Here is a 25383-nt window from a genome sequence, read left to right as displayed (position 1 = left end):
AATTCCTATATGTCGGAGAGCCGCCGCCCGGCCTGAGGGCCGGACCCGGCGATTTGGCCGACACGGAAGAAAAGCGCATGCAGCAGGTTTTGATCGTTGTCCATTTGATGATTGTCCTGGCGCTGATCGGCGCCGTGCTGCTGCAGCGATCCGAAGGCGGTGGGCTCGGCATCGGCGGCGGCGGCGGATTCATGACGAACCGCGGTACCGCGAACATGCTGACGCGCGCGACCGCCGTTCTGGCAGGCGTCTTCTTTGCGACGAGCCTCCTGCTGTCGATCCTCGCCGGCATGGACCGCAAGGCGACGTCGATCATCCCGGGGGGGCAGCCGGCCCAGCAGGCGCCGACCGGACCGGTCGCCCCGCTCGGCGGCGGAAGCGGCGGCGGTGTGCTCGATCAGCTCAGGCAGCAGAGTGCGCCGGCGGCGCCCTCCGGACAGCCGGCGCCGTCCGGCCCGCAAGTGCCGCAATCGCAGTAACAGGTTTCAACGAAGGGCCGGGGTTCCGGCCCTTTGGCATTTTGGCGTCACGCATTGCGCGTGAGTGGAGTGAAAAACATCGTGGGAAAAAATCGCGCGTCGGTAAAAAGGATTGAAAGCGATGCATCCATGCGCGATGCGTGTGGACAGGCGATCTGCCCTGCGTTTTTCACGCTCGTCGAATCGAACCCGGAAGGCTAAAGCTCGAATCCCATGGCGCGGTATATTTTCATCACCGGCGGCGTGGTCTCCTCACTCGGCAAGGGTCTTGCGTCGGCGGCGCTCGGCGCTTTGTTGCAGGCGCGCGGCTACAAGGTGCGGCTGCGCAAGCTCGATCCCTATCTCAACGTCGATCCGGGCACGATGTCGCCGTATCAGCACGGCGAGGTGTTCGTCACCGATGACGGCGCGGAAACCGATCTCGATCTCGGTCATTACGAGCGTTTCACCGGCCGTCCGGCGACGAGAGCCGACAACATCACCACCGGCCGCATCTATCTCGATATTCTGACCAAGGAGCGGCGCGGCGACTATCTCGGCGCCACCATTCAGGTCATCCCGCACGTCACCAACGCCATCAAGGAGTTCGTTCGCGACGGCAATGACGGCTACGACTTCGTTCTGGTCGAAGTCGGCGGCACCGTCGGCGACATCGAAGGCCTTCCTTACTTCGAGGCGATCCGCCAGCTCGGCAACGACCTGCCGCGGCATCACGCGATCTACATTCACCTCACGTTGCTGCCGTTCATCCCGAGCGCGGGCGAGCTGAAAACCAAACCGACCCAGCACTCGGTGAAGGAGCTGCGCTCGATCGGCATTCAACCGGACATTCTTCTCTGCCGCACCGACCGTCCGATCCCCGAGGGAGAGCGGCGCAAGCTCGGCCTGTTCTGCAACGTCCGTGAAAGCGCGGTGATCGAGGCGCGCGACGTCGACAACATCTACGCGGTGCCCGAAGCCTATTCCGCCGCCGGTCTCGACAAGGAAGTGCTGGCGGCGTTCGGCCTCGACGCCGGCATGCCGCCGGACATGGCGCGCTGGAAACTGATCGACGATCGCGTCCGCAACCCGGAAGGGCAGGTCACGATCGCCATTGTCGGCAAATATACCGGCATGAAGGACGCCTATAAGTCACTGATCGAGGCGCTCTCGCACGGCGGCATCGCCAACAAGGTGAAGGTCAATCTCGACTGGATCGAATCCGAAGTGTTCGAGAACGAAGACCCGGCGCCGTTCCTCGAGCATGTCGACGGCATTCTGGTGCCCGGCGGTTTCGGCCAGCGTGGCGCCGAAGGAAAGATCCGCGCCGCGCAATTCGCGCGCGAGCGCCACGTTCCTTATTTCGGCATCTGCTTCGGCATGCAGATGGCGGTGGTCGAGGCCGCGCGAAACCTGTGCGGCATCGAGCAGGCGAACTCCACGGAATTCGGCGCGACCAGCGAGCCGGTCGTCGGTCTGATGACGGAATGGATCAAGGGCAACGAACTCGAAAAGCGCGCCGCCGGCGGCGATCTCGGCGGCACCATGCGGCTCGGCGCGTTTCCCGCGCGGCTGACGCGCGGCAGCCGCGTCGCCGGAATTTACGGCGCGACCGATATTTCCGAACGTCACCGGCACCGTTACGAAGTCAACACCGCCTACAAGGGACGGCTCGAGCAACGCGGCATGCGGTTCTCAGGGATGTCGCCGGACGGAATTCTGCCGGAGATCGTCGAGTACGAAGATCATCCGTGGTTCATCGGCGTGCAATTCCATCCCGAACTGAAATCGCGCCCGTTCGAACCGCATCCGCTGTTTGCATCGTTCATTGAAGCGGCTGTTGTGCAGAGCCGGCTGGTCTGACGCGCGGCTACCGGCCGTATCCTCGTTCTCTCCATTTCAATGCAAATGTTGTCGAAAGTTACGCCGCGGTGATTGTCGCGGCCTTTACTGTTTCGACAATTGATTTGCCTCGCTCTTAACTTGAATCGGCATGGCGTTGGCGGCCCGATAGCTGCGTGCAATCTGCACGCAAACTCATGGGGATACCAATGCGTCAAGTTCTGCTTGCCGGCGCCGCGTTCGCGGTGGCCGGTTTCGTCGCGGTCGCTCCCGCGCATGCGGCCGGCATGGCCTACGAGATGGGCGGGCCTGTCAAAAACGGAAAGATGTGCCAGGTGACGACCGGCGGCGACGGATATTACGGCTACTGGCGTGCCTGTCCGGCTCCCGCCAAGGTCGCGCACATGAAGAAGAAAAAGGCAAAATCCTGAACGATCGCGCGCGCCGGAAGTCTTGCCGGCTTTGCAATCATGAATGAAGGCCGCAGGTCGGGTGCTTTTGGCGCCTTCTGCGGCCTTTTCTGCCCGAGGGTCGTAGCGATTGAACATCGCCGTGCTGTGCCCTAACAATCGCGGATGGCACGACATCCGGCACGCGGCCTCGATCATATCGTCCATGCCGTTCGCGATCTCGACGCGGCGGCCGAGTTGTACCGCCGGATGGGGTTCACCGTCGGCGCGCGCAACAAGCATCCCTGGGGCACGCACAATTACATCGTGCAGATGCCCAACTTCTTTATCGAAGTGCTGACGCTCGGCGAACCGGACAAGCTCGGCGATGACGGGTTCTCGCGACTCTTCGGCGCGTTCCATCGCGATTTTCTCGCGCGCGGCGAGGGCTTCTCGCTGCTCGTTCTGGAATCGGCGGACGCCAAGGCCGACGAAGCTGCGTTTCGCGAAGCCGGCATTGCGCAATCCGAAGCGATGCGGTTCGAGCGCGAGGGCAAGCGGCCGGACGGCTCGGCGGTGAAGGTCGCGTTCTCGCTCGTCTTCGCCGCCGACCGCTACGCGCCGGACAATCACTTCTGCGTCTGCCAGCAGCACTATCCGGAGAACTTCTGGAATCCGGCATTTCAGACTCATGCCAACGGCGTGACCGGCGTCGCCGGTGTCGTGTTGAGTGCCGAGCGCCCCGGCGATCATGCGCGTTTCCTGTCGGCCTATGCCGGCGTCGCGGAACTCAAAGGCGAAGGCGCGACCGTCGCCGCCGACACGCCGCGCGGCAGCATCGCTGTCATGACCCCGTCAGATTACCGCGACGAATTCGGCGTGGCGGCGCCTCCGGTCAAGCAGGGCGGGCGTCTCGCCGCGCTGCGGCTTGCAGTCGACGACCTCGCCAGGACACGCGCCACGGTGGCGGCCGGCGGCGTCGGCTTTACGACGACGGCGGACCGCGTCGTCGTCACCCCCGAATCCGCGCTGGGCGCGACGATCGTTTTCGAGCAGGCCTGACAGGAAGCCGCGTAATATCGGCCATCCCGGATCGGACGTTGACCGCGCGCGTGTCCGGCAGCATGGTCCAAAGGATGGGCTTTCCCGTGAACGCTGCCGCCAAGATGCCAAATCCGGTTGTCGCCGTTGGGCCGGTGAAGTTCGGCAACGGCTTACCGCTCGCCGTCATCGCCGGACCGTGCCAGCTCGAAAGCCGGGTGCATGCGCTGGAGATGGCGAGTGCGCTCAAGGAGATCGCGGGCCGCCTCAAGGTCGGCCTCGTCTTCAAGACCTCGTTCGACAAGGCGAACCGCACCAGTGCGTCGAGTGCACGCGGGATCGGGATTGACGCCGCGCTGCCGATCTTCGCCGAGATTCGCGACAGCCTCGGGCTTCCGGTGCTGACCGATGTGCACGAGGCTGAACAGTGCGCGCGCGCCGCGCAGGCGGTCGATGTGCTGCAGATCCCGGCCTTCCTGTGCCGGCAGACCGATCTCCTGGTCGCGGCGGCGAAAACCGGCCGCGTGGTCAACGTCAAGAAGGGTCAGTTCCTCGCGCCGTGGGACATGACAAACGTCGCTGCCAAGATCGTCGGCGCTGGAAATAACAATGTATTGGTGACGGAGCGCGGCGTCTCGTTCGGCTACAACACGCTGGTGTCGGACATGCGTGCGCTGCCGATCCTCGCGCGCTCGACCGGAGCGCCGGTGATTTTCGACGCGACACATTCCGTGCAGCAGCCGGGCGGCAAGGGCACCTCGTCGGGCGGCGAGCGCGAGTTCGTGCCGGTGCTGGCGCGCGCCGCGGTCGCGGTCGGCGTCGCCGGCGTCTTCATCGAGACTCATCAGGACCCCGACAAGGCGCCGTCCGACGGTCCCAATATGTTGCCGCTGAAGGACATGGAGCCGCTGCTGCAGCGGCTGATCGCATTCGACCGGCTGGCGAAAGCCTGACTTTCGTCGCTGCTAACCGAAACGTCCCATGAACCGCAATCGCGTTCTGACGATTCTCGCCTTCGTGTCGCTGTGCGGCTCGATGTTCATGCGGTCGTTCGACCCGATCATCCCCGACATCGCCGAAGGCCTCCATGTGTTGCCCTCCACGGCGGCGCTGTTGTCGACCGCCTTCGCGCTGCCTTTCGCGTTGGTCCAGCCGGTGCTCGGCGCGCTGGCCGACATGTTCAGCAAGCCGTTGCTGATGCTGATCTGCCTCGGCTTGCTGTCGGTCGCGACCCTGGCCGGCTCGCTGGTCGACAATTTCGAGTTGCTGCTCATCACCCGCATGATCGCTGGCATCGGCTCGGGCGGCCTGGTGCCGATCGCGTTCGCCTTTGTCGGCGATCTCGTTCCGGTGCAGGACCGTCAGGTCGCGATGGGCCGGCTGCTGTTTGCGATCATGACCGGCAATCTGCTCGGCGCGACCGGCGCGGGTGTCGTCGCCGACCTGTTCGGCTGGCGTGAGGTGTTCACCGCGATGTCGGTGCTCGGCTTCGTTATTCTCGTCGTGGCGTTCTTCGGCTTTCGCGGCCTCGGCAGCAAGGGCGGCGGATTCGATCTGTCGCAAACCTTGCCGAACTACCGCGCGATCTTCCGCAATCCGCTGGCGAAATTCTGCTTCATCACGGTCGTGGTCGAGGCGATGTTCATGTACGGGCTGTTCCCGCATCTCGCCTCGCTGCTGCAGAACGTGGGCGAAGCGCGAGCCTCGATCGCCGGCATCATCATCGCCGGTTTTGGACTTGGCGGGGCGATCTACAGCCTGCGCGTCGCCTGGCTGCTCAAGCGTCTCGGCGAGCGCTGGATGATGCGTCTCGGCGGCATCGTCATGGGAGCCTGCATCGCCTTCGTTGCGGTCCGGCCGCTATGGCCGGTGCAGGTCGTCGACTTCATGGCGCTCGGCCTTGCCTTCTACATGCTGCACGCGGTGGTCCAGATCTACGCGAGCGAGCTGGCGCCTGCCGCGCGCGGTTCGGCGATGGCGCTGCATTCGTTCTTCTTCTTCATGGGGCAGGCGGTCGGGCCGGTGTTTTACAAATACGGCTTCGCTCATGTCGGCATCGCGCCGGTCCTGTGCTTTGCCGGCGTCATGCTGGCGCTGACCGGCCTGATGTGCGGCCACTATCTTCGGCGTGGCGCCACGTAGAGCGTTAGCCGCGGCCGCGATAGGGCGCGACACCCTGATCGGGCAGCCAGACGCCGGCCGGGGCCTTGCCGGTTTGCCAGAACACATCGATCGGCATGCCGCCGCGCGGATACCAGTAGCCGCCGATGCGCAGCCATTTCGGCTTGAGGAGAGCGGCGAGCGTCTTGCCGATCTTGACCGTGCAGTCCTCGTGGAACGCGCCGTGGTTGCGGAAACTCGCGAGATAGAGCTTCAACGACTTCGACTCGACCAGCCACTGGGTCGGCACATAGTCGATGACGAGATGCGCGAAATCCGGCTGGCCGGTGATCGGGCAGAGCGTGGTGAATTCCGGCGCGGTGAAGCGGACGAGATAATTCGTGCCGCGATGCGGGTTCGCCACGCGATCGAGCCGCGCTGCGGCGGGCGAGGCGGGCACCGGCGCCGGCCTGCCGAGTTGCAGCGGCTTGCCGGCGGGCTTTCGGGTGGACTTGCTGGTCGTGCGTTTGGCCATGATGGCGCAGACCATAGCCGAAGAATCCGGCGTCGTCAGGCTCGCCCCGGCATCCCCTTTGCCTGACCGGCGCGATCCTGTAGAAGCGCCGCATCCAACCGCCTCCGGAACGCCTCCACAGGATCAGACATGACCGCCATCGCCGACATCATGGGCCGTGAAATCCTCGACAGCCGCGGCAACCCCACCGTCGAAGTCGACGTGCTGCTGGAAGACGGCTCGCTCGGCCGCGCGGCGGTGCCGTCCGGCGCTTCGACCGGTGCGCATGAGGCGGTGGAGCTGCGCGACGGCGACAAGACGCGCTATCTCGGCAAGGGCGTCACCAAGGCGGTCGGCGCGGTCAATGGCGAGATCTTCGACGCCATCGGCGGCATGGACGCCGAGGCGCAGGCGCAGATCGACCGCACCATGATCGCGCTCGACGGCACCCCGAACAAGGCGCGGCTCGGCGCCAACGCCATCCTCGGCGTGTCGCTCGCGGTCGCCAAGGCGGCGGCGATCTCGCGCGGGTTGCCGCTCTATCGCTATGTCGGCGGCACCGCGGCGCGGCTGCTGCCGGTGCCGATGATGAACATCGTCAATGGCGGCGCGCATGCCGACAATCCGATCGACTTCCAGGAATTCATGATCATGCCGGTCGGCGCGGACAGCTTCCGCGAAGGTCTGCGCATGGGCGTCGAGGTGTTCCAGACGCTGAAGAAGGCGCTGCACGACGCCGGCCACAACACCAATGTCGGCGACGAAGGCGGCTTTGCGCCGAACCTGAAGTCCGCCGAGGAGGCGCTCGACTTCGTGATGAAGGCGATCGAGAAGGCGGGCTACAAGCCGGGCGACGACGTTGCGATTGCGCTCGATCCGGCCTCGACCGAATTTTTCAAGAAGGGTGCTTACGTCTACGAAGGCGAGAACAAGACCCGCTCGATCAAGGAGCAGGCGCAGTATCTCGGCGAACTCGTCGGCCGTTACCCGATCGTCTCGATCGAGGATGGCATGGCGGAGGACGACTTCGACGGCTGGAAGCAGGCGACCGACCTGATCGGCAACAAATGTCAGCTCGTCGGCGACGACCTGTTCGTGACCAACGTCAAGCGGCTGTCGGACGGCATCAAGCGCGGGCTCGGCAATTCGATCCTGATCAAGGTCAACCAGATCGGCACGCTGACCGAAACACTCGCCGCCGTCGAGATGGCGCACAAGGCGGGCTACACCGCTGTGATGTCCCACCGCTCCGGCGAGACGGAGGATTCGACCATCGCCGACCTCGCCGTTGCGACCAATTGCGGGCAGATCAAGACCGGTTCGCTCGCGCGCTCGGATCGCACCGCGAAATACAACCAGCTCCTTCGGATCGAGGAGGAACTGGGCGACGACGCGCAGTATGGCGGCAAGGCGGCGCTGCGTGCGTTCCGCTGACGCGGTCTATTCATTAAACCGAATTTAACGGCCCTGCGGCATGGTGGCCGCATGGTCACACACCGCCGGCGGCGAACCATCCTGACTGCGCTCGCGCTTTACACGCTGGCGGCGCTGCTGATCGGCTATTTCGGTGTCAACGCCTTCACCGGCAAGCGCGGCTTGCGGGCGCAGCACCTTCTCGAGCAGCAGACCGACACCATGACCGCGGAACTCGGCCGCCTGAAGGCCGAGCGGCAATACTGGCAGAAGCGGGTGGCGCTCCTGCGCTCCAGCCAGATCGACCCCGACATGCTCGACGAACGGGCCCGCGCGATGCTCGACTTCACCGACCCGCGTGACGTCGTGATGTGGCGGCGCTGACCCCGTGCCTGCCGGGCCGGCGCCTGCCGGTCCCACCACCGAAGCGACATTTTCGAACAATAAAAAACGCTGGCCCGACAAATTGTTGCGCCGGGTCTTGCGTCAATGTGGATGGCATCCATGCGGCCGTTTGAACTATCTTGAGCGACCGAACTGGGTTATGGGATTCTCCATCTGGTTACGTCTGTCGTTTCAGTCTAGGGAGCGTCATGGCCACGCCCAAAAACAAAGCCGGTGAAAAGCCGGCCGGGCCGGGAGGAAATTCGGGGACTGTTCCGGATTTCACCAAGGAACAGGATCTGGCCGCTTATCGCGACATGCTCGTCATCCGGCGCTTCGAGGAGAAGGCCGGGCAGATGTACGGCATGGGGCTGATCGGCGGCTTCTGCCATCTTTATATCGGCCAGGAAGCCGTCGTCGTCGGCATGCAGCTCGCGCTGAAGGACGGCGATCAGGTGATCACCGGCTATCGCGACCACGGCCACATGCTCGCCTGCGGCATGGACGCCAAGGGCGTGATGGCGGAACTGACCGGACGCCGCGGCGGCTATTCGCGCGGCAAGGGCGGCTCCATGCATATGTTCTCCGTCGAAAAGGGTTTCTTCGGCGGACATGGCATCGTCGGCGCGCAGGTGCCGATCGGCACCGGTCTCGCCTTCGCGAGCAAATATCGCGACAAGGACAATGTCAGCGTCACCTATTTCGGTGACGGTGCGGCGAACCAGGGCCAGGTCTATGAGAGCTTCAACATGGCCGAGCTGTGGAAACTGCCGGTCATCTATGTGATCGAAAACAACCGCTACGCGATGGGCACGTCGCTCAATCGCGCCTCGGCGCAGACCGACCTGTCGAAGCGCGGCCTGTCGTTCAACATTCCCGGCGAGCAGGTCGACGGCATGGACGTGCGCGCGGTGAAGGCCGCCGCCGACAAGGCGGTCGCCTGGTGCCGCGCCGGCAAGGGTCCCTATATTCTCGAGATGCTGACCTACCGCTATCGCGGTCACTCGATGTCGGATCCGGCGAAGTACCGCACGCGCGAGGAGGTCGAGGAGGTGCGCTCGCACCACGATCCGATCGACATGGTCCGTCAGCGTATCCTCGAAAAGAAATGGATGAGCGAGGAGCAGTTGAAGAAGGTCGACGCCGAGGTGCGCGATCTCGTCAACGCGGCGTCGGAATTCGCCACCAACGATCCCGAGCCCGACGTGTCCGAACTCTACACCGACGTTTATCGCTAGGCGCGCAGTCCCATGCCAACAGAAGTTCTCATGCCGGCGCTGTCGCCCACGATGGAAAAGGGCAACCTCGCCAAGTGGCATAAAAAGGAAGGCGACGCGGTGAAATCCGGCGACGTGATCGCCGAGATCGAGACCGACAAGGCCACGATGGAGTTCGAGGCGACCGAGGAAGGCACGCTCGGCAAGATCCTCATTCCGGAAGGCACCGCCGACGTCGCCGTCAACACGCCGATTGCGGTCATTCTCGCCGACGGCGAGAGCAAAGACGCGATTGTCGCAGCGCCCGTAGCCGCGAAAGCCGCCGCCGCTGCAAAGCCCGCTGAAAAACCCCAAGCTGACAAAGCTGCCGCCGCAAAACCGGCGGCTTCTGCGTCTTCGGCGGCGCCCGCTGCGCCGGCAACACAGGCTCCGAACGATCCCGACGTGCCGGAAGGCACCGAGATGGTCACCATGACCATGCGCGAGGCGCTCCGTGACGCGATGGCCGAGGAGATGCGCCGCGACAAGGACGTCTTCGTGATGGGCGAAGAGGTCGCCGAATATCAGGGCGCCTACAAGGTCACGCAGGGTCTGTTGCAGGAATTTGGCGACAAGCGCGTGATCGACACGCCGATCACCGAGCACGGCTTTGCAGGTTTGGGTGTCGGCGCGGCACTGGCGGGCCTCAAGCCCGTCGTCGAATTCATGACCTTCAACTTCGCCATGCAGGCGATCGACCAGATCATCAATTCGGCGGCGAAGACACTCTATATGTCGGGCGGTCAGATGGGCTGCTCGATCGTGTTCCGCGGCCCGAACGGCGCGGCCGCGCGCGTCGCCGCCCAGCACAGCCAGGATTACTCGGCGTGGTACTCCCACGTTCCGGGCCTCAAGGTGGTCGCGCCATCGAACCCGGCCGACGCCAAGGGCCTGCTCAAGGCCGCGATCCGCGATCCCAATCCGGTCGTGTTCCTCGAAAACGAGATTCTCTACGGCCAGTCCGGCCCGGTGCCGAAGCTTGACGATCACGTTCTGCCGATCGGCAAGGCGCGCATCGCGCGCGCCGGTTCGCACGTCACCATCGTCGCATGGTCGATGGGCATGAGCTACGCGCTCAAGGCCGCCGAGCAACTGGCGGGCGAGGGCATCGAGGCCGAGGTGATCGATCTGCGCACGCTGCGTCCGCTCGACAGCGCGACGGTGATCGAGTCGGTGAAGAAGACGGGCCGCTGCGTCACCGTGGAAGAAGGCTGGAAGCAGTCGGGCGTCGGCGCCGAGATCGCCGCCCGCGTGATGGAAGAGGCGTTCGATTATCTCGATGCGCCGGTCGCACGCGTCGCCGGCAAGGACGTGCCGATGCCTTATGCCGCCAATCTCGAGAAGCTGGCGTTGCCGTCGGTGGACGATGTCGTCGAGGCGGCCAAGGCCGTCAGCTACCGGTAACGCGCCATGGCCACCAAGATCCTCATGCCAGCGCTGTCGCCCACCATGGAAAAGGGCAACGTCGCGCGCTGGCTGAAGAAGGAAGGCGACGCGGTCAAGTCCGGCGACGTGATCGCCGAGATCGAGACCGACAAGGCAACGATGGAGTTCGAGGCCGTCGACGAGGGCGTGCTGGCGAAGATCGTCGTGCCGGAGGGCACCCAGGACGTTGCCGTCAATTCCGTGATCGCGGTTCTCGCCACTGACGGCGAGGACGTGAAGGCCGCCGCGGCGAGCGCGGGGTCCGCTTCCGCTGCGCCGAAGGCGGAAGCGCCCAAATCCGAAGCTCCGAAATCAGAACCGCCGAAGCCGCAGACTGCCGCGCCGGGGAAACCCGCTGCTACACAAGCAGCGCCCGCACCGATAAAGCCCGCCGCAGCGCCGGCACATGCAGCCTCAGGTGGCCGCGTGTTTGCCTCGCCGCTCGCGCGGCGGATTGCGAAGGATGCCGGGATCGACGTGTCGCGCGTGCAGGGCAGTGGCCCGCATGGCCGCGTCATCGCCCGCGACATCGAGGATGCGAAGTCCGGCAAGGGGCTGCGCGCCGCGCCGGCCGGCGCACCGGCGACTGGCGGAGCGTCGATTGCACCGGCGATGTCCGACAAGCAGGTGCTCGCGCTCTACGATCAGGATGCTTACGAACTGGTGCCGCATGCCGGCATGCGTCGCACCATCGCGCAGCGGCTCACGGCTTCGACGCAAACCATCCCGCATTTCTACCTGACCATCGACTGCGACATCGGCAAGCTCCTGACCGCGCGCGAGGAGATCAACGCCGTCGCGCCGAAGACACAAGACGGCAAGCCGGCCTACAAGCTCTCGGTCAACGATTTCGTCATCAAGGCGCTGGCGCTCGCGTTGCAGCGCATTCCGGACGCCAATGTGAGCTGGACCGACAGCGGCATGCTCCGCCACAAGCACTCCGACGTCAGCGTCGCGGTGGCGCTGCCGGGTGGCCTGATCACGCCGATCATCCGCAAGGCGGAGACCAAATCGCTGTCCGCCATCTCCAACGAGATGAAGGACCTCGCCGCCCGCGCGCGCGCCGGCAAGCTGAAGCCCGCCGAATATCAGGGCGGCACCACCTCGGTGTCGAACCTTGGCATGTACGGCATCAAGGATTTCACCGCCGTCATCAACCCGCCGCAGGCGACCATTCTCGCGGCCGGTGTGGGCGAGGAGCGTCCTGTGGTGCGCAACGGCAAGATCGAGATTGCCCACATCATGAGCGTCACGATGTCCTGCGATCACCGGGCGGTCGACGGCGCCCTGGGCGCGGAGTTAATCGGCGCATTCAAACGGTTCATCGAGAATCCGGTGATGATGGTGGTATAAGGTCCGCGACATCCGGTCCTGACATTCTGCGCCGCCGGCGCAAGGCGGAGACTTCACTTGGCTGACACGTCCTTCGACATTCTCATCATCGGCTCCGGTCCCGGCGGCTATGTCACCGCGATCCGCGCCGCGCAGCTCGGCTTCAAAACCGCGATCGTCGAGCGCGATCATCTCGGCGGCATTTGCCTCAACTGGGGCTGCATCCCGACCAAAGCGCTCTTACGCTCGGCCGAGATCTACCACTACATGCAGCACGCCAAGGATTACGGCCTCTCCGCCGAGAAGGTCGGCTTCGACGCCAAGGCGGTGGTGCAGCGCTCGCGCGGCGTCTCAAAGCGGCTGAACGACGGCGTCGGCTTCCTGATGAAGAAGAACAAGGTGCAGGTGATCTGGGGCGAGGCGGCCATCGACGCGCCCGGCAAGGTCACCGTGAAGGCCTCCAAGACCGAGGCGCCGAAGGGCACGCTCGGCCCGGGCCAGTATCAGGCCAAACACATCATCGTCGCCACCGGCGCACGGCCGCGCGTGCTGCCGGGCCTCGAGCCGGATAAGAAGCTGGTCTGGACCTATTTCGAGGCGATGGTGCCGCCGAGCATTCCGAAATCGCTGCTCGTGGTCGGCTCCGGCGCGATCGGCGTTGAGTTCGCCTCGTTCTTCCGTACCATGGGTGCGGAGGTGACCATCGTCGAGGTGTTGCCGCAGATTCTCCCGGTCGAGGACCACGACATCCAGACCTTCGCCCGCAAGAGCTTCGAGAAGCAGGGTATCAAGATTCATACCGGCGCCAAGGTGACCAAGCTCGACAAGAAAACGGACAGCGTCACCGCGACCATCGAGATCGGCGGCAAGTCGGAACAGATCACCGTCGAGCGCGTTATCAGCGCCGTGGGCGTCGTCGGCAATATCGAGAACCTCGGTCTCGAGAAACTCGGTGTGAAGACGGAGCGTGGCTGCATCGTGATCGACGGCCTCGGCAAGACCAACGTGCCGGGCATCTACGCGATCGGCGACGTCGCTGGCCCGCCGATGCTCGCGCACAAGGCCGAGCATGAGGGTGTGATCTGTGTCGAGGCCATCAAGGGCCTGCATCCGCACCCGATGAACAAGCAGATGATCCCCGGCTGCACCTATTGCCATCCGCAGATCGCCTCGGTCGGCCTCACCGAGCAGGCGGCCAAGGACAAGAAGCTCGACATCCGCGTCGGCCGCTTTCCCTTCGTCGGCAACGGCAAGGCGATCGCGCTCGGCGAGGATCAGGGCCTTGTCAAAGTGATCTTCGACAAGAAGACCGGGCAGCTCCTCGGCGCGCACATGGTCGGTGCGGAAGTGACCGAGCTGATCCAGGGCTATGTCGTGGCGATGAATCTCGAGACCACCGAGGAAGAGCTGATGCACACCGTATTCCCGCATCCGACTCTGTCGGAAATGATGAAGGAAGCGGTGCTGGACGCTTACGGCCGCGCGGTCAATATGTAATGCGGCATTCGCCGCGCGGGGACGGGCAATGCTCCGCGGCGGGCCTGATATGACGGGCCTTCACGGCTGCCGCCTTGCGGGCGGGTCAAGGGAACCGTAAGTAGAGCTTCATGGCCGTCGTTCTCGACCTCATCAACAACCCGCGCCCGCGCCACCCGGAAAAGGCGCATCGGCCGGATTCCGCCGTGCTGAAGAAGCCGGACTGGATCCGCGTCAAGGCGCCGGTGTCGCCGGGCTACAACGCGACGCGAGACATTGTGCGCGCCAACAAGCTCGTCACCGTCTGCGAAGAGGCCGGCTGCCCGAACATCGGCGAGTGCTGGGACAAGAAGCACGCCACCTTCATGATCATGGGCGACACCTGTACGCGCGCCTGTGCCTTCTGCAACGTCAAGACCGGCTTGCCGGCCGCGCTCGACGCCGACGAGCCGCGCCACGTCGCGGAAGCGACCGCGAAGCTCGGCCTGAAACACATCGTCGTCACCTCGGTCGATCGCGACGATCTCGCGGACGGCGGCGCGCAGCATTTCGCCGAGACGATCCGCGCCATTCGCGCGGCCTGTCCGACCACCACCATCGAAGTTCTGACGCCGGACTTCCTGCGCAAGGACGGCGCGCTCGAGATCGTCGTCGCGGCGCGGCCGGACGTGTTCAACCACAATCTGGAAACCGTGCCGTCGCGCTATCTCACGGTGCGGCCCGGCGCGCGCTATTTCCATTCGCTGCGGCTGCTGCAGCGGGTCAAGGAGATCGACCCGCGCATGTTCACCAAGTCCGGCATCATGGTGGGGCTCGGCGAGGAGCGCAACGAAGTGCTCCAGCTGATGGACGATCTGCGCTCGGCCAATGTCGACTTTCTCACCATCGGCCAGTATCTGCAGCCGACCCGCAAGCATCACGAGGTGAAGAGCTTCGTCACGCCCGAGGAATTCAAGTCCTACGAGACGGTCGCCTACGCCAAGGGCTTCCTGATGGTATCCGCGTCGCCGCTGACGCGCTCCTCGCATCACGCCGGCGACGACTTCGCCAAGCTCAAGGCCGCGCGCGAAGCGCGGCGTTAATCCTCCACTTATGCCGTCCTTCTCGACACGCCGCCGCGTCAAGCACGCCGCGACCGATATGTTCGATCTGGTCGCCGACGTCGAGACATACCCGGAGTTCGTGCCGCTCTGCTCGGCGCTGAAGGTGCGCAGCCGCACGCCCAAGGAGGACGGCGTCGAGGTTCTCGTCGCCGACATGACGGTCGCCTACAAGATGGTGCGCGAGACCTTCACCAGCCGCGTCACGCTCGATCGGCCGAACCTCACGATCCTTGTCGAATATCTCAACGGTCCGTTCAGCCGGCTGCAGAATCGCTGGACGTTCAGGCCGGCCGGCGAGGCCGCCTGCGACATCGAATTCTTTATCGACTACGAATTCAAGAGCCGCGTGCTCGCGATGCTGATGGGCGCGATGTTCGACACCGCGTTCCGTAAGTTCGCCACCGCCTTCGAGCAGCGCGCCGATAAAATCCACGGAATCAGCTAGACGGACTCGCGCGGCGGGTTGGCGGGCTCGGCTTCGGCCATGTCGTGAAGCATGCGGAAGGCCTGCAGCACCGACTGTTTTCGCACATCTGTACGGCCGATATCGCCATAGCGTTTTTCGGCATGGACGAGCCGGCCGGATCGCGACGCGGCGGCGAAATGCACCAGACCGACGGGCTTTTCCGCGCTGCCGCCGTCGGGACCCGCGATGCCCGTCACCGAAACCGCGAGATGAACCCGCGAATGGCCGAGTACGCCCCGCGCCATGGCCTCCGCGGTTTCCCGACTTACCGCGCCATGCGCGCGCAGGATGTCGCGCGAGACACCGAGCATCTCGTGTTTGGCCTCGTTCGAATAGGTGACATAGCCCCGGTCGAGAATGCTGGAGACGCCCGGGATTTCCGTCAGCGTGCCGGCGACCAGGCCGGCCGTGCAGGATTCCGCCGTCGCGATCAGCAAGTTCTTCCGGCGGCAAATATCGAGCAGGTTTCTCGCCGCTGCGGTGATGTCGTGATCGATCATGGCGCGCTCCCTGCGGCGCTCCACGGCAGCCTGATCGTCACCGTCGCATAGGCGATCATGCCCTCGCTGCGGCCAATGAAGCCCATCTTCTCGCTGGTGGTGGCCTTGATGCCGACGCGCGAGACATCGATGCCGGCAAGTTTCGCGATCGTCGTCCGCATGGCGTCGCGATGCGGCCCGATGCGCGGCGCTTCGCAAACCACATTGACGTCGATATGGGCAAGGATGCCGCCGCGCGCCTTCAGCCGCTCCATCGCGAAGGCGACAAAACGATCCGACGATGCGCCGCGCCATTGCGGATCGCTCGGCGGGAAGTGCACGCCGATGTCCCCGTCCGCCAGCGCGCCGAGAATGGCGTCGACGATGGCGTGCAGGATCACGTCGGCGTCGGAGTGGCCGGAGAGTGCGTGGCTGTGCGGGATGCGCACGCCGCCGAGCGTGACATGATCGCCTGGCGCAAAAGCGTGAACGTCGACGCCGGTGCCGATCCGCACGTCGCCGAGCGCGGACATCCGCATCGCCTCGGCGCGAACGAAATCGTCGTCATTGGTGATTTTCATGTTGGCGATGTCGCCTTCGAAAGTCGTGATGGCGTGGCCGGCCCATTCCATCAGGGCCGCGTCGTCGGAAAAATCGTCGCGCCCGGCGTCCGCCGCGCGGCGATGTGCAGCGAGCAGCGTGTCGAAGGCGAATGCCTGTGGCGTCTGCACCGTGCGCAGCGCGTCGCGGTCGCGCGTGCCGATGACCCGTCCGCCGGCGTCGACCTCCTTGACGGTGTCGTTGATCCTGAGCGAGGGGATCGCCGCGCCGGACCGGGCGCCGGCCTCGACCGCGCTTGCGATCAGCGCCGCCGAGGCGAACGGCCGCGCCGCATCGTGAATGAGAACGAGCGCAGGTTTGTCGTTCGCCAGGGCCGCGAGTCCGGCCCGGACCGAGGCCTGCCGCGTTGCGCCGCCATGCACCGGCGGCAGCAGCGGCAGATCCGCAGCGAGGGCGTCGAACAAGGCGCCATCGTCGCGGTGGATGACCGGCAAAACTGCGCCAATCTCAGGGTGACGTAGAAAGGCCTCAAGGCAGGTCCGCAAGGCCGGCTGCCCGGCGATCGGGCGGTATTGCTTGGGGACGCCGCCTCCGGCCCGGGTGCCCCGGCCGGCGGCGACGATGATGGCGGCAGTCTGCGGCACGGCCTTGCTCCTCGTCGGCCCGATGTAGCGTGTTTTCGGGGCTTGCCGGTACGCTTTCTCCGCCGCATGGCTACTCTTCGAGTACTTTTTGCACCGCAGCACTTGCGCTGAGATCGTTTTTGGCTAGGATATAGGCAATTGTAAAGCTCGCTTATTAATTGGGCAACATCGGGCAGCGATGGAAGTCATTGGGCGATCACGAGAAATCGGGCGGAAACCGCTGTCGATTGGGGCAATCGAGATTCCCAATCGCGCGATCCTTGCCCCGATGACCGGCATTTCCGATGCGCCGTTCCGCCGCCAGGTGGCGCGGCTCGGAGCCGGCATGGTCGTGTCGGAAATGACCGCCAGCGCCTGCCTCGTTGAAGGCCGCACCCAGGCGCGCCGGCGCGCGGAAGGCCGCGGCGTCGCCATCAATGTCGTTCAGCTCGCCGGCTGCGAGCCGCATTGGATGGCGGAGGGCGCCCGCGTCGCGGAAGCCGAAGGCGCGAACATCGTCGATATCAACATGGGCTGCCCGGCGCGGCTGGTGACCAAAAAGGCGGCGGGCTCCGCTCTGATGCGCGATCTCGACCACGCCATGACGCTGGTCGAAGCGACGGTCGGCGCGGTCAGCGTGCCCGTCACGCTCAAGATGCGGCTCGGCTGGGACGTCGAGCAGATCAACGCGCCGGAGCTTGCGCGCCGCGCGGAGGCAGCCGGCGTCAAACTCGTCACCGTGCACGGTCGCACCCGCTGCCAGTTCTATGACGGGCAGGCGGACTGGGCGGCGGTTCGCGCCGTCAAGGATGCCGTTTCGATCCCCGTCATCGTCAATGGCGACATTGCCTCGCTCGATGACGCGCGCGCGGCGCTGGCCGCCTCGGGTGCGGACGCGGTGATGATCGGCCGCGGCGCGCAGGGCAGGCCGTGGCTGCCCGGCCAGATCGGGCGCGCGCTCGATGGCCATGCGCATGAAGCCGAGCCGCCGGTCGCAGCGCAGCACGAATGGGTTGCCGAGCTCTACGACGAGATGTTGATGCATTACGGCGTATCCATTGGCCGCCGTCATGCGCGCAAGCATCTCGGCTGGTCGCTCGACACCGCGAGCGCGGCTGCGGGCCTTGATGACGACGCGCGCAAGTTGCTGCGCAACCACGTCCTGACGGCGGAGGAGCCGAGGGAGGTGGTGTCGCGGCTCGCCGAAGCCTTCGATACCTGCGCGGAGAAACTCGCGGCATGACGACGGCATCGGCCATCGCAAGCATCGACACCGCTTCGGACGCGATGATGAACGCGCTGCCGCATCCGGTCATCATGGTGGCGGGCGACGGCAAGATCTCCGATGCCAATGTCGCCGCCGAGCAGTTCTTCGAAGCGTCGATCCCGATGCTGCGCCGCCATCAGTTGCGCGAGCTGGTCCCGTTCGGCTCGCCGCTGTTGGCGCTCGTCGAGCAGGTGCGGCGCACCGGCACCACCGTCAATGAATACAAGGTCGATCTTGCGACGCCGCGCAATCCCGGCGAACGGCTGGTGGACCTGTATGTCGCGCCGCTGGCCGAGTTTCCCGGCCAGGTGATCGTCATGCTGCAGGAGCGCACCATCGCCGAGAAGATGGACCGCCAGCTCACGCATCGCAGCGCCGCGCGTTCGATCATCGCGCTTGCAGCCATGCTCGCGCACGAAATCAAGAATCCGCTGTCCGGCATCCGCGGCGCGGCGCAGCTGCTCGAGCAGTCCGCCGCCGACGAGGATCGCTCGCTGACGCGCCTCATCTGCGACGAGACCGACCGCATCGTGCGGCTGGTTGATCGCATGGAGGTGTTTGCCGACGAGCGCCCGGTCGAGCGCGAGCCGGTGAATATTCACGTCGTGCTCGACCGCGTGAAGAAGCTCGCGGAATCCGGCTTCGCGCGCCACATCACCTTCGTCGAGGAATACGACCCCTCGCTGCCGCCGGTCTACGGCAACCACGATCATCTCATTCAGGTATTCCTCAATCTCGTGAAGAACGCCGCCGAGGCGATCGGCGAAGGCGCAACCGACGGCGAAATCTGCCTGTCGACCGCATTTCGCTCCGGCGTTCGCCTCCAGGTGCCGGGCAGCAAGACCCGTGTGTCGCTGCCGCTCGAGGTCTGCGTCCGCGACAACGGCCCCGGCGTTCCAGAAGATTTGATGCCGCATCTGTTCGATCCGTTCGTGACGACCAAGCCGTCTGGAAGCGGCCTCGGTCTGTCGTTGACCTCGAAGATCATCAACGACCACGGCGGCATCATCGAATGTGAATCGCAGCCGAGGCGAACCACGTTCCGCGTTCTCATGCCGGTTTACAGCGACGATGGCGATCGCCCGGGCGATCCGCCGCCGTCCAGCAGTTGAGGCTGCCGATGCCGACAGGAAGCATTCTCGTTGCCGACGACGACTCCGCGATCCGGACCGTGCTGAACCAGGCGTTGTCGCGCGCGGGTTACGAGGTCCGCTCAACCGGAAACGCCGCGACGCTGTGGCGCTGGGTCAGCCAGGGCGAAGGCGACCTTGTGATTACCGACGTCGTGATGCCGGACGAAAACGCCTTTGACCTCGTGCCGCGCATCAAGAAGGCACGGCCCGATCTTCCGGTCATCATCATGAGCGCGCAGAACACCTTCATGACCGCGATCCGCGCCTCCGAGCGCGGCGCCTATGAATACCTGCCCAAGCCCTTCGACCTGAAGGAATTGATCGCGATTGTCGGCCGTGCGTTGTCCGAACCGCGGCAGCCGAAGGCTGCGAGCGCGCGCGCCGAGGAATTCGACAACATTCCGCTGGTGGGCCGTTCGCCGGCGATGCAGGAAATCTACCGTGTGCTGGCGCGACTGATGCAGACGGACCTGACGGTGATGATCACCGGCGAGTCCGGCACCGGCAAGGAACTGGTGGCGCGGGCGCTGCACGATTACGGCAAGCGCCGCGCCGGCGCTTTCGTCGCCGTCAATATGGCGGCGATCCCGCGCGACTTGATCGAGTCGGAACTGTTCGGCCACGAGAAAGGCGCGTTCACCGGCGCCAACACGCGCTCGTCCGGCCGCTTCGAGCAGGCCGAGGGCGGCACGCTGTTCCTCGACGAGATCGGCGACATGCCGATGGAGGCGCAGACACGGTTGCTACGCGTGCTGCAGCAGGGCGAATACACCACGGTCGGAGGCCGCACCCCGATCAAATCGGACGTGCGGATCATCGCGGCGACCAACAAGGACCTGCGCACGCTGATCCAGCAGGGCCTGTTCCGCGAGGATCTGTTCTTCCGCCTCAACGTTGTGCCGCTGCGGTTGCCGCCGCTGCGCGAGCGGGTCGAGGACATTCCCGATCTCGTCCGGCACTTTCTCGCGCAGGCGCAGCGCGAGGGCTTGCCGCTCAAGCAGATCGATCAGGCCGGCCTCGACCGTCTGAAACGGCATCGCTGGCCGGGCAATGTGCGAGAACTGGAGAACCTGGCGCGCCGCCTTGCCGCGCTCTATCCGCAGGAGACGATCGCCGCCGCTGTCATCGACGGGGAGCTTTCGCAGCAGGCCCCGCCACCAGTCGATGAGGATGTCCGGCCGAGCGAAAATCTTGGCGCTGCGGTCGAGCGGCACCTGACGTCCTATTTCGCCGGCTTTGACGACAATCTCCCACCGGCCGGGCTCTATCACCGCATCCTGCGCGAGATCGAATATCCGCTGTTGTCGGCGGCGCTCGCCGCGACGCGCGGCAACCAGATCAGGGCGGCCGATCTGCTCGGGCTCAACCGCAACACGCTGCGCAAGAAGATCCGCGACCTCGACATCCGCGTCTTCCGCGGCAGCAACTGACCTCTGGCGGACCGTCGCGCGGGGCCGTCCGCCGCAGAATTCAGCGGATACCGCCGCTGAATTGTCGTAATTCGGCAACATTGTTGTATAAATGCCGCATCTGATGCGGTGCCGCGGCGGATTCGCAAGGCGAGTGCCGTGCAGCATGACTTCGGGGTTTCATGAGCGCCGAACAGGCCGTCAGCGCCACGCCTGCGATGATCGAGGCGCCGCCAAGGAAGCGTTGGCGGCGCTTTGCTGCGCCTATCGTGGTCGGCATCGCGCTGCTGTCGGCCCTGATCACCTTCCTGGTGCTCGCCGGGCTGACGCCGATCCTGCCAACCCATTATGTGGTCGTCTCGCTGCTTCTGGTGAACGCGGCGGCGGTGCTGCTGCTGCTCACGATCATTGCCACCGAGACCTGGCAGATCCTCCGCGCCCGCCGCGTCGGGACCGCGGGCGCGCGTCTGCACATCCGCATCGTCGGACTGTTTTCGGTGATCGCGGCGGCGCCGGCGATCCTTGTCGCGATCGTCGCCAGCATCACGCTCGACCGCGGCCTCGATCGCCTGTTTTCGAGCCGTACCCGTGAGGCGATCGAGAATTCCGTCATCATCGCGGACGCCTATTTGCGCGACCATGCCCAGACCGCACGCTCCGACATCGTGGCGATGGCGCTCGACATCGGCCGCAACAAGGCTGAGATCGATCAGGAGCCGGCGCGGCTCGACCAGTATCTGACATTCCAGGCGACGCTGCGCGGCCTCGGCGCGGCCATTGTGCTCGACGGCGAGTTGAACATCATCGCGCGCGCAAGCATCCCGGCTAACCGGCATGTCTTTGCGTTACCGCCGCGAGAGGCGCTGCCGAAGGTCAGCGACAGCCAGCCGCAGATCGCCTTGCTGCCGGACACCGACTACGTTGCCGCCATCATCCGCGTCCGGAACTATACCGACCGCTACCTCTACATCGCGCGATTGCTCGATCCGCGCGTGCTCGCCCAGTTGCGCGCGACGCAGGCGAGCGTGGTCGAATACGCCGCCATTCAATCGCGCCGCTATGGCGTGCAGGTCGCGTTCGGCCTGATGTACACCGTCATCGCGCTGATCGTCCTGCTGTCGGCGGTCTGGATCGGACTCGATTTCGCCAACCGCCTTGTGGCGCCGATCCGTCGCCTGATCGGCGCGGCCAATGTGGTGTCGACCGGCAATCTTTACGTTCGCGTGCCGGTGCGCGCCTCGGAAGGCGATCTCGCCAATCTCGGCGAGACCTTCAACCGCATGACGCAGGAACTGCGCACCCAGCGCGACGATCTGGTGCGTGCCCGCGACACCATCGACAGCCGCCGCATGTTCACCGAAGCCGTGCTGTCCGGGGCGAGCGCCGGCGTGATCGGCGTCGATGCCGAAGGCGGCGTCAGCATCCTCAACCGCTCGGCCGAACGGCTGATCGGCCGTGCCGAGGCCGATATTCTGGGACATGCGGTTACCGACGTGTTGCCGGAGCTTGCCGAGATTTTGGCCGAAGCGCAGTCCGGCGTGCAGCGGCTGACGCAGGGGCAGGTCACCATCGCCTGCGGCGGGCGCGATCGTATGCTGTCGGTGCGCATCGCCAGCGAGGAGACGGTCGAGGCGCATCATGGCTACGTGATTACGCTCGACGACATTACCGAACTGGTCCACGCCCAGCGCACCTCGGCCTGGGCGGATGTCGCACGGCGTATCGCGCATGAAATCAAGAATCCGCTGACCCCGATCCAGTTGTCCGCGGAGCGGCTGCGCCGCAAATACGCAAAGCAGGTCGCCGACGATCCGGCCGTGTTCGAACAATGCACCGATACGATCATCCGCCAGGTCGACGACATCAAGCGCATGGTGGACGAGTTCTCGCGGTTCGCCCGGATGCCGAAGCCCGTCATCGAAGCGGACGATGTGGCGGATGTGGTCCGCCAGACGGCGTTCCTGATGCGGGTCGGCAATGCCGATATCGAGATCGAGACCGACATTGCGGATGAGAAGATGCCGGCGAAGTTCGACCGGCGGCTGATCTCGCAGGCGCTGACCAACGTGATCAAAAACGCGACCGAGGCGATCGCCGCGGTGCCGCCGCAGGACCTCGGCAAGGGCAGGATCGTCGTCCGCCTGTCGCGCGACGACTCAATGATCGTGATCGACGTCGTCGACAACGGCATCGGCCTGCCGAAGGAAAACCGCAGTCGGCTGCTGGAGCCCTATGTGACGACGCGCGAGAAGGGCACCGGCCTCGGTCTTGCCATTGTCGGCCGTATCTTGGAGGAGCATGGCGGCGGAATCGAATTGCGTGACGCCGCGGATTTCATAGCCGGTCAGCGCGGCTGCTGGGTGCGCATCCAGTTCGCCGACCATGCCGCGCCGGAGCGGGCGGATAACGATCAGTCTCAATCAGCAGGTGCGAAGTAACGATGGCGTCCGAAATTCTCATCGTCGATGACGAAGCCGATATCCGGGATCTCGTCGCCGGGATTCTGGAAGACGAGGGCTATGTCACACGCACGGCGCGCAACAGCGACGAGGCGCTCTCTGCGATCGTCTCGCACCGCCCGAATATGGTGTTCCTCGACATTTGGCTGCAGGGCAGCCGGCTCGACGGCCTGCAGCTTCTCGATGCCGTCAAGCAGGAGCATGCCGAACTTCCCGTGGTGATGATCTCCGGCCACGGCAATATCGAAACGGCGGTCGCGGCCATCAAGCGCGGCGCTTACGACTTCATTGAAAAGCCGTTCAAGGCCGACCGGCTGGTGCTGGTCGCCGACCGCGCGCTCGAAACCTCGCGTCTCAAGCGCGAGGTCAAGCAGTTGCGGCAGATGGCGCCGTCGGCCTTCGAGGTGGTCGGACGCTCGGCCGCCGCCAACCAGTTGCGCCAGACGGTCGGCAAGGTCGCGCCGACCAACAGCCGCATCCTGATCGTCGGTCCTTCCGGCAGCGGCAAGGAACTGGCGGCGCGGATGATCCATCAGGCCTCGACGCGCGCCAACGGACCTTTCATCGTCATCAACGCGGCGGCGATTACCCCGGAGCGGATGGAGCCGGAACTGTTCGGCGTCGATCCTTCGAACGGGTCGGATCAGCGCAAGCCCGGCGCACTCGAAGAGGCGCATGGCGGCACCTTGTTCATCGACGACATCGCCGACCTGCCGCGCGAGACGCAGAACAAGATCCTCCGCGTGCTGGTGGATCAGACCTTCCAGCGGGTCGGCGGCAGCGCCAAGATCGCCGTCGATGCCCGTATCATCTCCTCGACCTCGCGCAATCTCGAGGCCGAGATCGCCGCGGGAAAATTCCGTGAGGATCTCTTCCACCGCCTGTCGGTGGTGCCGATCCGGGTGCCGCCGCTGGCCGAACGGCGCGAGGACATTCCCGACCTCGTCAATTTCTTCATGGATCAGATTTCGCAGGCGACCGGCCTGCCGCGCCGCAAGATCGGCGACGACGCGATGGCCGTGCTGCAGTCCCACGACTGGCCGGGCAACGTGCGCCAGCTCCGCAACAATATCGAACGCCTGATGATCCTTGCCGGCGGCGAGGCCGAGGCGGTGGTCGACGCCAGCATGCTGCCGCCGGATGTCGGCTCGATGGTGCCGGCGATGCCGAACGGCAACGGCGGCGAGCAGTTGATGGGGTTGCCGTTACGCGAGGCGAGGGAGGTGTTCGAGCGCGAATATCTCGTCGCGCAGATCAATCGTTTCGGCGGCAACATCTCACGCACCGCCGAATTCGTCGGCATGGAGCGCTCGGCGCTGCACCGCAAGCTCAAGGCGCTGGGGATCGGCTGATCCATGTCCAGAATTGCCTATGTGAACGGCCGCTACGTCGCGCACAGACACGCCACGGTTCATATCGAGGACCGTGGCTATCAGTTTTCCGACGGCGTCTACGAGGTCTGCGAGGTCAAGGACGGCCGCCTGATCGACGAGCGACGTCACGTCGCGCGGCTTGCGCGCTCCTTGAGCGAACTTGCCATCGCCATGCCGATGCCGGCCCATGCGCTCGGCGTGGTGCTGCGCGAAACCGTCCGGCGCAACCGCGTGCGCGACGGCATCGTCTATATCCAGGTGACGCGCGGCGTCGCCCCGCGCGATCACGCCTTTCCGGCCCTGACGCCGCGGCCGGCGCTGGTCGTCACCGCGCGCGGCATCGATCCGCTCAAGATGGAAAAGCTGGCCGACGAGGGCATTTCGATCGTCACCATGCCCGACCAGCGTTGGGCGCGCGTCGACATCAAGTCGGTGTCACTGCTGCCGAACGTGCTCGCCAAGCAGGCCGCGCGCGAGCAGGGCGCCCGCGAGGCATGGCTGGTCGATCGTGACGGCTTCGTCACCGAAGGGTCGTCGTCGAACGCCTGGATTGTCAGCAAGGACGGCCGGCTCGTCACCCGGCCGATCGGCCACGATATCCTGCGTGGCATCACCCGCACGGTGCTGCTCGACGTCATCCGGGAGCAGGGCCTCGAACTCGACGAACGGCCCTTCACGGTCGAGGAGGCTTACGCGGCGCGCGAAGCTTTCGTCACTTCCGCGACGCAAACCGTGATGCCGGTGGTGCGGATCGACGGCCGCCCGATCGGCAACGGTGCGCCGGGCCTGATCGCGAGCGCATTGCGGCGGGCCTACCACGCTCACGCCGAAAGCAGCTGACCTCGCACCTTGAAAAGACGATGATAATCAATAGCTTGTG

Annotated in this window: 23 protein-coding genes; 20 read left to right on the top strand and 3 right to left on the bottom strand. The window is 65.2% G+C overall.

Going from position 1 to position 25383, the window contains the following annotated elements:
• The first annotated feature begins 77 nt into the window (after nucleotides 1-77).
• The 6 genes from secG (at nucleotide 78) to AB7F10_RS16350 (ending at nucleotide 5872) form a co-directional block, all read left to right on the top strand.
• Nucleotides 78-479, top strand: coding sequence for a preprotein translocase subunit SecG (secG, locus tag AB7F10_RS16375; protein WP_428562592.1), 402 nt, complete (start codon nucleotides 78-80; stop codon nucleotides 477-479).
• A gap of 213 nt (nucleotides 480-692) precedes the next feature.
• Nucleotides 693-2321, top strand: a complete 1629-nt coding sequence (locus tag AB7F10_RS16370; RefSeq protein ID WP_428562594.1) for a CTP synthase — start codon at nucleotides 693-695, stop codon at nucleotides 2319-2321.
• A gap of 188 nt (nucleotides 2322-2509) precedes the next feature.
• Nucleotides 2510-2731 carry a hypothetical protein gene (locus AB7F10_RS16365; protein WP_428562596.1) on the top strand — a complete coding sequence of 74 codons (222 nt, stop codon included), beginning with the start codon at nucleotides 2510-2512 and terminating at the stop codon, nucleotides 2729-2731.
• Nucleotides 2732-2875: 144 nt separating this feature from the next.
• Nucleotides 2876-3751 (top strand): VOC family protein, encoded by an 876-nt coding sequence (locus AB7F10_RS16360; RefSeq protein ID WP_428562598.1) that lies wholly within the window; start codon nucleotides 2876-2878, stop codon nucleotides 3749-3751.
• Nucleotides 3752-3825: 74 nt separating this feature from the next.
• Nucleotides 3826-4683, top strand: coding sequence for a 3-deoxy-8-phosphooctulonate synthase (kdsA, locus tag AB7F10_RS16355; RefSeq protein WP_428562600.1), 858 nt, complete (start codon nucleotides 3826-3828; stop codon nucleotides 4681-4683).
• Between the two features lie 28 nt (nucleotides 4684-4711).
• Nucleotides 4712-5872: an MFS transporter gene (locus tag AB7F10_RS16350; RefSeq protein WP_428562602.1), complete on the top strand. Its 1161-nt coding sequence runs from the start codon at nucleotides 4712-4714 to the stop codon at nucleotides 5870-5872.
• Nucleotides 5873-5876: 4 nt separating this feature from the next.
• Here AB7F10_RS16350 and queF read toward each other — a convergent pair whose 3' ends face one another.
• Entirely contained in the window at nucleotides 5877-6365 is a 489-nt protein-coding gene (gene queF / locus AB7F10_RS16345; RefSeq protein WP_428562604.1) for a preQ(1) synthase, read from the bottom strand.
• 129 nt (nucleotides 6366-6494) lie between these two features.
• Here queF and eno point away from each other — a divergent pair, with 129 nt between their 5' ends.
• The 8 genes from eno (at nucleotide 6495) to AB7F10_RS16305 (ending at nucleotide 15178) form a co-directional block, all read left to right on the top strand.
• Nucleotides 6495-7778 (top strand): phosphopyruvate hydratase, encoded by a 1284-nt coding sequence (gene eno, locus AB7F10_RS16340; RefSeq protein WP_428562606.1) that lies wholly within the window; start codon nucleotides 6495-6497, stop codon nucleotides 7776-7778.
• Between the two features lie 51 nt (nucleotides 7779-7829).
• Nucleotides 7830-8141, top strand: a complete 312-nt coding sequence (locus tag AB7F10_RS16335) for an FtsB family cell division protein (RefSeq protein ID WP_428562608.1) — start codon at nucleotides 7830-7832, stop codon at nucleotides 8139-8141.
• A gap of 209 nt (nucleotides 8142-8350) precedes the next feature.
• A complete protein-coding gene (gene pdhA, locus AB7F10_RS16330) occupies nucleotides 8351-9379 on the top strand; it encodes a pyruvate dehydrogenase (acetyl-transferring) E1 component subunit alpha (RefSeq protein ID WP_428562610.1) in 1029 nt (342 codons plus the stop codon).
• A 12-nt stretch (nucleotides 9380-9391) separates the two neighbouring features.
• Nucleotides 9392-10801 (top strand): pyruvate dehydrogenase complex E1 component subunit beta, encoded by a 1410-nt coding sequence (locus AB7F10_RS16325; RefSeq protein WP_428562612.1) that lies wholly within the window; start codon nucleotides 9392-9394, stop codon nucleotides 10799-10801.
• 6 nt (nucleotides 10802-10807) lie between these two features.
• Nucleotides 10808-12175: a pyruvate dehydrogenase complex dihydrolipoamide acetyltransferase gene (locus tag AB7F10_RS16320; RefSeq protein ID WP_428562614.1), complete on the top strand. Its 1368-nt coding sequence runs from the start codon at nucleotides 10808-10810 to the stop codon at nucleotides 12173-12175.
• Between the two features lie 57 nt (nucleotides 12176-12232).
• Nucleotides 12233-13651: a dihydrolipoyl dehydrogenase gene (gene lpdA, locus AB7F10_RS16315; RefSeq protein ID WP_428562616.1), complete on the top strand. Its 1419-nt coding sequence runs from the start codon at nucleotides 12233-12235 to the stop codon at nucleotides 13649-13651.
• Nucleotides 13652-13761: 110 nt separating this feature from the next.
• Nucleotides 13762-14712, top strand: coding sequence for a lipoyl synthase (lipA, locus tag AB7F10_RS16310; protein ID WP_428562618.1), 951 nt, complete (start codon nucleotides 13762-13764; stop codon nucleotides 14710-14712).
• A 10-nt stretch (nucleotides 14713-14722) separates the two neighbouring features.
• Entirely contained in the window at nucleotides 14723-15178 is a 456-nt protein-coding gene (locus tag AB7F10_RS16305) for a type II toxin-antitoxin system RatA family toxin (RefSeq protein WP_428562620.1), read from the top strand.
• Here the strand turns inward: AB7F10_RS16305 and AB7F10_RS16300 are convergent.
• Entirely contained in the window at nucleotides 15175-15699 is a 525-nt protein-coding gene (locus AB7F10_RS16300) for a CinA family protein (RefSeq protein ID WP_428562622.1), read from the bottom strand. The two genes, AB7F10_RS16305 and AB7F10_RS16300, sit on opposite strands and share 4 nt — an antisense overlap.
• Nucleotides 15696-16883, bottom strand: coding sequence for a bifunctional 2-C-methyl-D-erythritol 4-phosphate cytidylyltransferase/2-C-methyl-D-erythritol 2,4-cyclodiphosphate synthase (locus tag AB7F10_RS16295; RefSeq protein WP_428562624.1), 1188 nt, complete (start codon nucleotides 16881-16883; stop codon nucleotides 15696-15698). Before AB7F10_RS16295 ends, AB7F10_RS16300 begins: the two co-directional genes overlap by 4 nt.
• A 220-nt stretch (nucleotides 16884-17103) precedes the next feature.
• On the opposite strand from AB7F10_RS16295, the gene dusB reads away from it, so the two are divergent.
• From dusB to AB7F10_RS16265, 6 genes are all read left to right on the top strand, one after another.
• Nucleotides 17104-18105 carry a tRNA dihydrouridine synthase DusB gene (gene dusB, locus AB7F10_RS16290; RefSeq protein WP_428562970.1) on the top strand — a complete coding sequence of 334 codons (1002 nt, stop codon included), beginning with the start codon at nucleotides 17104-17106 and terminating at the stop codon, nucleotides 18103-18105.
• The gene (locus tag AB7F10_RS16285; RefSeq protein ID WP_428562626.1) at nucleotides 18102-19241 is read left to right on the top strand and encodes a two-component system sensor histidine kinase NtrB; all 1140 of its coding nucleotides are present in this window, start codon (nucleotides 18102-18104) and stop codon (nucleotides 19239-19241) included. Before dusB ends, AB7F10_RS16285 begins: the two co-directional genes overlap by 4 nt.
• 8 nt (nucleotides 19242-19249) lie before the next feature.
• On the top strand, nucleotides 19250-20692 hold the full coding sequence (gene ntrC / locus AB7F10_RS16280; protein WP_428562628.1) for a nitrogen regulation protein NR(I): 1443 nt from the start codon (nucleotides 19250-19252) through the stop codon (nucleotides 20690-20692).
• 161 nt (nucleotides 20693-20853) lie between these two features.
• Nucleotides 20854-23109, top strand: a complete 2256-nt coding sequence (locus AB7F10_RS16275) for an ATP-binding protein (protein ID WP_428562630.1) — start codon at nucleotides 20854-20856, stop codon at nucleotides 23107-23109.
• A 2-nt stretch (nucleotides 23110-23111) separates the two neighbouring features.
• Complete coding sequence (locus AB7F10_RS16270) at nucleotides 23112-24482, top strand: sigma-54-dependent transcriptional regulator (protein ID WP_428562632.1); 1371 nt, start codon at nucleotides 23112-23114, stop codon at nucleotides 24480-24482.
• A 3-nt stretch (nucleotides 24483-24485) separates the two neighbouring features.
• The gene (locus AB7F10_RS16265; RefSeq protein WP_428562634.1) at nucleotides 24486-25343 is read left to right on the top strand and encodes a D-amino-acid transaminase; all 858 of its coding nucleotides are present in this window, start codon (nucleotides 24486-24488) and stop codon (nucleotides 25341-25343) included.
• Nucleotides 25344-25383: the final 40 nt, after the last annotated feature.

The organism is Pseudolabrys sp., assembly GCF_050250095.1.
Taxonomy (GTDB): Bacteria; Pseudomonadota; Alphaproteobacteria; order Rhizobiales; family Xanthobacteraceae; genus Pseudolabrys.
Note: the sequence above shows the minus strand (reverse complement) of the source record. Positions and strands in the feature narration are given on the sequence as shown.